Source organism: Vibrio sp. N418, assembly GCF_000222565.1.
In the GTDB taxonomy this organism is placed as follows: domain Bacteria; phylum Pseudomonadota; class Gammaproteobacteria; order Enterobacterales; family Vibrionaceae; genus Vibrio; species Vibrio scophthalmi.
Genome location: NZ_AFWD01000022.1, coordinates 88,561 through 98,786, shown reverse-complemented (window position 1 = coordinate 98,786; position 10,226 = coordinate 88,561). Strand labels below are relative to the sequence as shown.

Annotated in this window: 6 protein-coding genes; 4 read left to right on the top strand and 2 right to left on the bottom strand. The window is 47.2% G+C overall.

Features of this window, described 5'->3' with window-relative positions; genetic code table 11:
* Positions 1–382 precede the first annotated feature (382 nt).
* On the bottom strand, positions 383–2,116 hold the full coding sequence (gene argS / locus RH86_RS03640) for an arginine--tRNA ligase (protein ID WP_009385045.1): 1,734 nt from the start codon (positions 2,114–2,116) through the stop codon (positions 383–385).
* Positions 2,117–2,327: 211 nt separating this feature from the next.
* Between argS and RH86_RS03635 the strand changes: the two genes are divergently transcribed.
* Entirely contained in the window at positions 2,328–2,924 is a 597-nt protein-coding gene (locus tag RH86_RS03635; RefSeq protein WP_009385043.1) for a VOC family protein, read from the top strand.
* Positions 2,925–2,947: 23 nt separating this feature from the next.
* On the opposite strand, the gene RH86_RS03630 is transcribed toward RH86_RS03635, so the two are convergent.
* The gene (locus RH86_RS03630; protein WP_009385041.1) at positions 2,948–5,722 is read right to left on the bottom strand and encodes an insulinase family protein; all 2,775 of its coding nucleotides are present in this window, start codon (positions 5,720–5,722) and stop codon (positions 2,948–2,950) included.
* 300 nt (positions 5,723–6,022) lie between these two features.
* Here RH86_RS03630 and sixA point away from each other — a divergent pair, with 300 nt between their 5' ends.
* The 3 genes from sixA to flhF all read left to right on the top strand — a co-directional run bounded on the left by sixA (position 6,023) and on the right by flhF (position 10,225).
* Entirely contained in the window at positions 6,023–6,487 is a 465-nt protein-coding gene (gene sixA, locus RH86_RS03625; RefSeq protein ID WP_009385039.1) for a phosphohistidine phosphatase SixA, read from the top strand.
* 114 nt (positions 6,488–6,601) lie between these two features.
* The gene (gene flhA / locus RH86_RS03615) at positions 6,602–8,698 is read left to right on the top strand and encodes a flagellar biosynthesis protein FlhA (protein WP_005600263.1); all 2,097 of its coding nucleotides are present in this window, start codon (positions 6,602–6,604) and stop codon (positions 8,696–8,698) included.
* A gap of 30 nt (positions 8,699–8,728) precedes the next feature.
* Positions 8,729–10,225, top strand: coding sequence for a flagellar biosynthesis protein FlhF (flhF, locus tag RH86_RS03610; RefSeq protein ID WP_009385035.1), 1,497 nt, complete (start codon positions 8,729–8,731; stop codon positions 10,223–10,225).
* The last annotated feature ends 1 nt before the right edge of the window (position 10,226 follow it).

Genomic DNA, 10,226 nt, shown 5'->3' with positions numbered 1-10,226 from the left:
TCACTGTAGGGAATGACGAATTTAGGTTTTCCGATTGGCAGGAATGATAGACGAAGGTTTGCTCTCCGCAGAAAAAAGCAGCGACAGCATTAAACTTTGTCATCCTCAAGAGCGAGGGACGAGCGAGTTGGGGATCTATTTTGCAAGCAGACCTAGCAAGGCTATCTCTCGATTCTAAAAGCAAAGCTTTCCATAGAGCGAAGCTCGTTCTCGACTCTCTATCTTTCTCTATCCTTAAAAAAGAAAGGGTTGACGCTCTCACGTCAACCCCCACAATTATTCGCTTCTCGCTTCTCGCTTCTCGCTTCTCGCTTCTCGCTTCTCGCTTCTCGCTTCTCGCTTCTCGCTTCTCGCTTCTCGCTTCTCGCTTCTCGCTTCTCGCTTACATACGCTCTAGCGTATCGATACCAAGAAGAGACAAACCTTGCTTGATGGTTTTTGCTGTTAGTGCAGCCATTTTCAGACGGCTTTGTTTAACAGCGGCATCTTCAGCAACCAAGATTGGGCATGCTTCGTAGAAGCTAGAGAACTGACCTGCTAGTTCGAATAGGTAAGCACACATGATGTGTGGCTGGCCTTCACGAGCAACAGACTGTACAGCCTCTTCAAACTGAAGCAGTTTAGCCACAAGTGCTTTTTCTTTTTCGTCAGTGATAACGATGTCGCCTTGCAGCTCATCCATCGATACACCTGCTTTGGCGAAAATTGATGCGACACGAGTGTATGCGTATTGCATGTATGGCGCCGTGTTACCTTCGAACGCCAGCATGTTATCCCAATCGAACACGTAGTCAGTGGTGCGGTGTTTAGAAAGGTCTGCATATTTTACCGCTGCCATTGCAACCGTATTTGCGATTGTCGCCTTTTCTTCGGCTGTTAGTGTTGGGTTTTTCGATTCGATTAGCTGCGCAGCGCGCTCTTCTGCTTCATCCAATAGATCCGCTAGGCGAACCGTACCACCGGCACGAGTCTTAAATGGACGACCATCTTTACCTAGCATCATGCCAAATGCGTGGTGCTCAAGAGAGACTGATTCTGGAACGTAGCCAGCTTTGCGAACGATAGTCCACGCTTGCATTAGGTGCTGGTGTTGGCGTGAGTCGATAAAGTAAAGCACGCGATCAGCACCTAGCTGTTCGTAACGGTATTTTGCACAGGCAATGTCTGTGGTGGTGTATAGGAAGCCGCCATCGCGTTTTTGCACGATAACGCCCATCGCTTCGCCATCTTTGTTTTTGTATTCGTCTAGGAAGACAACTTGCGCGCCTTCACTTTCAACCGCAAGGCCTTGCGCTTGTAGATCCGCAACGATTTTAGGCAGCATGTCGTTGTACTTACTTTCACCCATTACGTCATCGCGAGTCAGTGAAACGTTTAGGCGATCGTAGTTACGCTGGTTTTGGATCATCGTAACATCAACCAGTTTCTTCCACATTTCTGCGCAGAACTCATCACCACCTTGCAGTTTTACCACGTACGCACGTGCTTTAGCTGCAAACTCTTCGTCTTCATCGTACAGTTTCTTCGATTCACGGTAGAAGGCTTCAAGGTCTGAAAGTTCCATCGATACTTCGCCAGACTCTTGCTGTACACGCTCAAGGTTTGCAATCAGCATACCGAACTGAGTACCCCAGTCACCGATGTGGTTAGCACGGATTACGTTGTGGCCTAAGAACTCAAGAGTACGAACCACTGCGTCACCAATGATGGTAGAACGTAGGTGGCCAACGTGCATCTCTTTTGCAACGTTTGGCGCTGAGTAATCAGCTACGATGGTTTTTGCTTCTTCAGCCGTTACGCCTAAACGAGCGTCGTTTAGTGCTGCTTCTGCTTGTTTTGCTAGAAACTCTTCAGATAGGAAGATGTTGATGAAACCTGGGCCGGCGATTTCTGTTTTGCTCGCGATACCGTCTAGGTCTAGAACATCCAGTACTTTTTGCGCAAATTCTCGAGGGTTAGTGCCAAGTTGCTTAGCAACGCCCATTACACCATTTGCTTGGTAGTCACCAAACTGTGCTTTTGCAGATTGACGAACCACAGCAGGGCTGCCTGCAGGTGCGCCAGCGGCTTCGAGAGCCTGAGATACTTTGTCATTAATCAGTGCTTGGATATTCACACGCGTTTCCTTCATTTCAAGGACGAAGAACTCAACATGATTATGGCTGAGTTCTGTTGGAGTTCACAAAAATGGCGCTAATGATAACAATTTTATTGCTTGCCATATAGAGAGGATAAGATGAAATTTAGACTTTTTATAGCCAATAGAAATTGACAATGTTTGCGATTACTATAGCCAACCCCATTTCGGCATAAAAATGAGAACAGAAATGACAGCACAATTGGAAGTTAAACGCTTAACACCGCAACAAATGCTGCAAGATCTAGATCTGTTTACCGCTAAGATACAAGCATTGGCGGAACGTATTGGCTTGGATTTCTCGGCAGCACAAGCCGATCATATCGCATTGCGTATCAACGATACTGAGATTGCTGTGCAAGCACATCAAGCATGGTCAGCGTATGGCGAGGTCATTTCGTTAGCGGAAATTAACGGACGTCCTATCGTGGTGATTGCGTTTGACCGCCCATTAAACAGTAATGGCTGGCATATCGAGTGCCTTGAATTACCTTATCCTGCACCAGGTAAAAGTTACCCAAATGAAAGTTGGGAACACATTGAGTTTGTGATCCCTTCAATGGCACAAACCGCAGAAGACTATTTGGCTGATTTGCTACGTCAATTGCCGGTATTTGCCGAACGTTTTGAACAGTTAGCGGACTTGGGGGTTAAAGTAAAACTCTCCAGCCCGAAAGGCGAGGGAGAACGCTTGAATAATCCGACGGTAGCCTTTAAGTATGACGGGGTGTGCATTAAGCTTCACCCGCATACGTTGAAGGCTATTGTGGCGTCAGAGCAAGATTAATCAAGCTTGATAGGGATGTGAAATTAACCTAATTCAACGTCTTTCGCTCGTAGTTGAAATTCGTCAATTGAACCGATTTCCTGCCCAAGGCTTAATGGTGCACCAGTCTGATGTGCATTGCCTTGGGTATGCATGATCAATCGGTTCGCGGTACGTGGCTTCAGTTCATTCACCACAAAGCGGATCATATCACTGCGAGACAATTTTTTGAGTTCAGCTAATACGCGTTGGCGTTGATTAAAATCTTCATCCTTGTTACCAATACCAACCCATAGTCGCTGCGCTCGACCACGTAAGGTGGTATCCGGCGTGGCGATTTGATTCCAAAGCCCACGTTTACTGCTGTGCCACTGATATTCATTGAGTTCTAACAACACCATGTAAAAGGCATTTAGGAACTCATCGATGGAGCTGATTAGCTCATTGGGTGCTGCATTTGGTGATTGCACATAAAGCACGATACCGGGATGTCGGTTTAGCGGCATATTGCCAGTACCGACCATATAGCCGAGCTGCTGCTTGGTGCGTATTTCATGGAAGAAGGTGGCAGACATGAGATGATTAGCCAGTGAGTAAAGCGCAATACTCTTCGCCTTAGTATCATCACATTGGTAATATACAACGATAGCGGAATCTTCCTGATTACAAACCACCTCTCGCTGGAAAGTACCGTTTTTACCAAGCATAACCAGCGGACGCAGCGCTTCTTCATACTGCTGATCTTGTACGCGCATGGCTTCTTTAAGCGTTTCGCCTAGTGCTAAAGCATCACTCTGAGTCCAATCTCCATAGACAAACATTTCTACGTGCAGCTCTGCCAAAATAGCTTGTACGAAGTTCGATAGTGACTCGACTTCGATACTTTCAAGTGCTTCTACCAAGGCTGCGTAAGGTGGATTGTTGGGTTGCAAAATACCAGTCATGGCATTGAATAGCTGAGAAATTGGGCGATCTTGTGCTGAATTTCGCCAATTACGTAATAGCTGCGTTTTGATGGTATCAAAGCGCTTTTTGCTAAATTCACGATTCGCAAAGCGTTTAAGGATCATTTTGAGCAGTTCGGGCTGTTTTTCACTAAAGCCAGAAATGGTCAATGTCACGCCGCCTTGGTGCGCATAGAGATTGTAACCCATGCCGGCAATTTCAGCTTGATAGGTTTCAGTGGCTAACGCATCAAGGAACATCTCAACACATAAGCGAGTCTTAACGATGTTGACCGGGTTTGCCACGGCATGTGGACTATCGATAGCAATGTACATCACGCCTTTGGGCACGCGGAACTCGTTGTCTTGCAGATGCCACAGCTTAAAACCGGGCAAATCTTGTAATAGTGTTGGGACGTCGGATTCCGTCTCTAACTCTTTTGGCGTGAGGTCATAGCAAATAAAAGGGTTGCGACTTGGCAACGCCATTTTGAGCCCGCAAGGTTGCTGATAAAACTCACGTTGTTGTTGACTTAGAGGCACGACTGAGTAGGGGGTAAAGTACCACTTAGCTTGCTCATCGTAATCGAGATCTTTGGCGATCAGCGTGACACGAAGGTTATCAACGGTAAAGTTTTGCGCTAACGCTCGTAGATGATCAGGTTGGTACTCTTGCATCATGAAGTCGCCATAAATTGTGTCTTCACTGGCGTAATGCTGCATGTTAATTACTAGGTGGCTAACCAAATCCATCGCGCGTGTCGGTTCTTGAAAGCGAAATGCCGATTCCAAAACCGCTTGTTTCTCATAGTAGCGCCAGTCATCAAAACCACGTGCTTTGATCACTGCAATATAATTAAAGATGGCTTGAATAATGTTGTCGGTATGCTCTAAACCGTGCTCGGTTAATGTGCAGCTAATAGTGAATTCACGATAATTGCTGCCGCTAGCGCCTCCGCCGGCAGAGAGCGAGGTGATCCAACCAGCATCTTTTAGCGCCAGCATTAAACTGCCTTCTCCTTCATAGCCGAGCAGATGGGCAAAATAAGAGAGAGGTTTACTGCGGTAATAGCCTTCCATGCTTGGCATTGGGAAGGTTAAGATTAGCTTACGAATCTCTTTGACAGGCTCAACGTTAACCCAAATGCTGGTGGAGCGTAGGTCGGTGTATGGCACATCGATTTGCTTGCTGGCGAGATTTAAGTTAGTGATGGTCGCAAACTTTTCATTCGCCCACGCTTCGAGTTCATCGAGTGTTTGCGGTCCGACGAGTGCGAGCGTCATTAAATCGGCTGAGTAGTGCTGTTGATGGAAGGCAATGATCTCATCGCGAATCGATTTTCCGTCACGATCGCCTAATGTCTCGTGATTACCAACCGAGAATTTAGCAAATGGGTGCTCTGGGTTGATGATCTCTTTGTTGACTTGATATAAGCGGCGAGAATCGTCATTGAGTTTCATCTTATATTCAGAGTCGACGGCTTGGCGTTCTTTATCTAGCGCTTCGGCATTAAATAGCGGAGCACTAAAAAACTGACTAAAACGGTCAAGGCTATTTTCGAATGCGTTCGGGTCACAATCGAAGAAAAAGCAGGTATGTTCAGTACCAGTCCAAGCATTGTTTGTACCACCATGTTGACTGGTGTAGCTTTGGAACTCACCAACCTTTGGGTATTTCTCGGTACCAAGAAATAACATATGCTCTAGATAGTGCGCCATACCTTGGCGATCGATCGGATCATCGAAATGACCGACGTTAACGGCGAGCGCAGCCGCCGATTTCTGCGCATGTACATCGTGAATTAATAACGCCCTTAAGCCATTACTTAGAGTGCAGTATCGGTATTGATTTGTATCATTTGGGCTTACATGCACAATCATTCTCCATGCGTTAACGTAGACAGTAAGTATGTACGCGTTTTAAAACGCTGCCAGTTTTCCAATTTCCGAGTCAATGAGTTCGCTCATCTATGTGCAAATTGCGGTGCCAAAGATGTGCTATAACAACACGGACATCGCTGCTCACACAGCGATTGAAACAAAAACCTCGAGCTTACCCTTAAGATTGTTAAGAAAGTCCGAGTCTTTGGCAAGTTACTTGATATAATTAATTTTATTACTCATGCCCAAGAGATGTTGTGAGAAGGCCTACGATCTCACACCACAGGAAATAATATGAAAATCGTGATAATGCGCCACGGTGAAGCAGAACACTTTGCTTCGAGTGATGAAGATCGTTCATTAACGACTCATGGTCGAACAGCCTCTTATTCGGTTGCCCAGCGTTGTGTTGCTCAAGGTGTTCAGCAGTTTGACAGGGTGCTCGTTAGCCCTTACTTACGCGCCCAACAAACGTGGCAAGAGATTGCGCCGCTGTTTGCAGCCAAACACGTTGAAGAGTGCGATGATATTACGCCGTATGGTGACTCTGCGACCGTTGTTGAATATATCCGTGCACTTGCCGAGGTAGAGCAATTACAGTCGGTATTGTTGGTATCGCATCTTCCGTTAGTCGGTTACTTGACGGCGGATTTTGTCACAGACATCGCTCCCCCTATGTTCCCAACCTCTGGGGTAGTGTGCATTGAGTATGATCTTGATGCGGGTCGCGGTCGTTTAGTTTGGAACATCAATCCTTAACCGCCAAGCTCCATCGCAGTGCCATAATTTTGACATTTTCGGTGGACTAAAATTTGCATGAGTGGCTTACTATAAACGTAAGCCACTAATTTTAGTCGAAATAGCCACGAGTCTATGAAGTTTTCTTTGCCATTTGCGGATAAGTTACCTCCGTTACCCCAACGCGCATTACCGGCCATTGGCGCACCTGTTATGGTGTTGTCGACTTTGGCGATGGTGGTTCTACCCATCCCGGCTTTTTTGCTCGACTTGTTTTTTACCTTCAACATCGCACTGTCGATGGTGGTACTACTGGTAACGGTTTACACCCGACGTCCACTCGATTTTGCTGCTTTCCCTACCGTACTGCTGATTGCAACACTATTACGTTTGGCGCTGAACGTGGCCTCAACCCGTGTGGTTTTACTCTATGGTCACGAAGGGCCAGGTGCGGCGGGTAACGTTATTGAAGCGTTTGGTAATGTTGTTATCGGTGGTAACTACGCCGTAGGCCTCGTGGTCTTCATCATTTTGATGATCATCAACTTCATGGTTGTTACCAAAGGTGCGGGACGTATTTCGGAAGTAAGCGCTCGCTTTACCTTGGATGCGTTGCCTGGTAAACAGATGGCAATCGATGCGGATTTGAATGCCGGTCTTATCGATCAAGATCAAGCACGTACTCGTCGTCAAGAAGTGACCAAAGAAGCTGACTTTTATGGTTCGATGGATGGTGCGTCAAAGTTTGTTAAAGGCGATGCCATCGCGGGTATTTTGATCCTCTTCATCAACATTATCGGTGGCCTCGCTATTGGTATGGCGCAGTATGGACTGGGCTTTGGTGAAGCGATGAAAATCTACACGCTACTAACCATCGGTGATGGTTTGGTTGCGCAGATCCCTTCTTTACTTCTTTCTATTGGCGCCGCGATCATGGTGACGCGTCAGAATACTGATGAAGACATGGGTGAAGTGCTTGTCTTCCAGCTGTTTGATAATCCGAAAGCACTGACGGTTACTGCGATCATCATGTTTATCATGGGGATCGTGCCGGGTATGCCACATTTTGCCTTCTTGCTGTTAGCGGCAATGTCGGGTGGTGGTGCTTACTGGATGTATCGCAAACAACAGAAAAAGAGCGAGGAAAAAGCCAACCCTCCAGCCTTGCAAGAAGCGGAACCGTCAACACCAAGAGAGCTGTCATGGGAAGATGTACAGCCAGTCGATATTATCGGTCTAGAAGTCGGTTATCGCTTGATTCCCTTGGTTGATAGAGATCAAGGTGGCGAACTGCTGGAACGTGTCAAAGGGGTGCGAAAGAAACTCTCACAAGATTTTGGCTTTTTGATCCCCGCGGTACACATTCGCGACAACCTTGAGTTAACGCCAAATAGTTACCGTATTACGCTAATGGGTGTCGCCGTGGGTGAAGCGGAAATTCGCCCCGATCAAGAGCTTGCGATTAACCCGGGTCAAGTTTACGGCATGATTGAAGGTGAAGTAACCATCGACCCTGCATTTGGCTTGGAAGCGACGTGGATCCGAGAAGATTACCGCGAACATGCGCAAGCGCTCGGGTACACCGTCGTGGATTCATCCACCGTGCTGGCAACCCATTTAAGCCAACTCCTCACCAATAACGCATCACAGCTACTTGGTCACGAAGAAGTCCAAAACCTATTGGAAATGCTTGGCCGCAGTACGCCGAAGTTAGTCGAAAACTTCGTGCCGGATCAATTGCCGCTCGGTGTTGTGGTAAAAGTGCTGCAAAACTTGCTTAATGAAGGGGTTCCCATTCGTGATATCCGCACTATTGTTCAGACTTTGTCGGAATACTCAGCTAAGAGTCAAGAAGCTGACATTCTTACTGCAGCTGTGCGCATATCGCTTAAGCGACTAATTGTTCAGGAAATCAATGGCATAGAGCCAGAGTTGCCGGTGATTACTTTAATTCCTGAGCTGGAACAAATCTTGCATCAAACCATGCAAGCATCCGGAGGAGAGTCTGCCGGTATTGAGCCAGGTCTTGCTGAGCGTTTGCAAATGTCACTGAGCCAAGCAACGCAAGAGCAAGAGCTAAAAGGGGAGGCAGCTGTGCTGCTGACTTCGGGCGTATTACGTTCGACTCTCGCGAAATTCGTCAAGAATACAATACCGACATTGCGCGTACTCTCTTATCAAGAGATCCCTGATGAGAAACAGATTCGCATCGTACAAGCGGTAGGTAATTAGTTCTGTTACGACCAATAATGGATATCGACTTTGAAGATTAAACGATTTTTTGCCAAGGATATGAGAACGGCATTACTCCAAGTGAAAGACGAACTTGGTGTCGATGCGGTGATCATGTCGAATAAAAAAGTCGCTGGTGGGGTAGAGATTGTCGCTGCAGTTGATGGCGATACCGCAGCTGCCAAGTCGAGCAGTAGCTACGGCTCAAGACCACGAGCTGCTCAAGCGCAAACGCAAACCCAAATCTCGCCAAGTTTGGCCATGCGCGAGGAATCTCGCCAGTTAGATGACGACCGTGTTAGCTTGAATGCAAGCGCCGAGAACGGCCGCTCGATGACCAAGCGCTTTGCTAGCATGCTCAAGCAATACAGCAACAGCAAAGGCGGTTATGAAGAGCCAGAAGCGTCACCCGGTGAAGATTCACTAACGGCACTGCTTAAGCGACAACACTCGCTACGCAATCAAACCTCCGCGAGCGATATCAAACTAAAAGAAGATTCACCTCTCGCACGTCTGATTGCGGAAGATCGTCGTATTGAGCGCCCGGCACCAAAGTTAGATCCCTCTCGTTATGAGCGTGGTCAACCGCGTGAGCAAGCGGTATCAAACGAAGAATTGACTGATATGCGCGAAGAGATGACTTCAATTCGGCGTTTATTAGAGCATCAAGTGTCCGGTTTGATGTGGCAAGAAGTGGAGCGTCGCGAACCATTGCGCGCCATGCTGATCAAACGATTAGAGCGTATGGGCTTATCGTCTGAGTTGGCTGACCAGCTGGCTTGCTATATCCCGGAAGACACCCCGCCGAAAAAGGCGTGGAAAGCACTACTAGGCTTAGTGGCCGATCAAGTGCCTATTTCCAAACAAGATATTCTAAAACGCGGTGGAGTAGTGGCACTGTTAGGGCCAACGGGGGTGGGTAAAACCACCACGGTAGCAAAACTGGCCGCCCGTGCTGCAATGGAGTTCGGTTCTGACAACGTCGCACTGGTTACAACCGACACCTACCGTATTGGTGCGCATGAGCAGCTCGCCATTTATGGCAGAATAATGGGTTGTCCAGTAAAAGTCGCTAAAGATTCCAACGAGTTAGCCGATGTAATATATCAGTTACGCCATCGTCGCTTAATTCTGGTGGATACGGCAGGGATGGGACAGCGAGATGTTCGATTATCTGAACAACTGGATACCTTGATGCAAAATAGCGATGAAGTCATTCACAGCTATCTTGTTTTACCCGCCACGGCACAGCGCAAAGTATTACAAGAAACCATCGACCATTTTAAGCGTATACCACTTTCAGGCTGTATTTTAACCAAGCTCGATGAGTCACTTAGCTTAGGTGAGTTTGTCAGTGTCGTAGTACAAAATGCATTGCCTGTAGCATATATCGCGAACGGACAACGCGTACCAGAAGATATCGTCATAGCTCAGCCCAAGTACATGGTGGCAAAAGCGAATGATTTATTAGAGAAATCGGCGGACGATGAACCTCACTATTGGAATAGTGAAGTAGAAAGGTTCTAGG

Bases quoted from the DNA above. Each gene is read 5' to 3' on its own strand.
- flhA (WP_005600263.1), top strand. From the start codon at position 6,602: ATGAAGTTTTCTTTGCCATTTGCGGATAAGTTACCTCCGTTACCCCAA.
- sixA (WP_009385039.1), top strand. From the start codon at position 6,023: ATGAAAATCGTGATAATGCGCCACGGTGAAGCAGAACACTTTGCTTCG.
- RH86_RS03635 (WP_009385043.1), top strand. From the start codon at position 2,328: ATGACAGCACAATTGGAAGTTAAACGCTTAACACCGCAACAAATGCTG.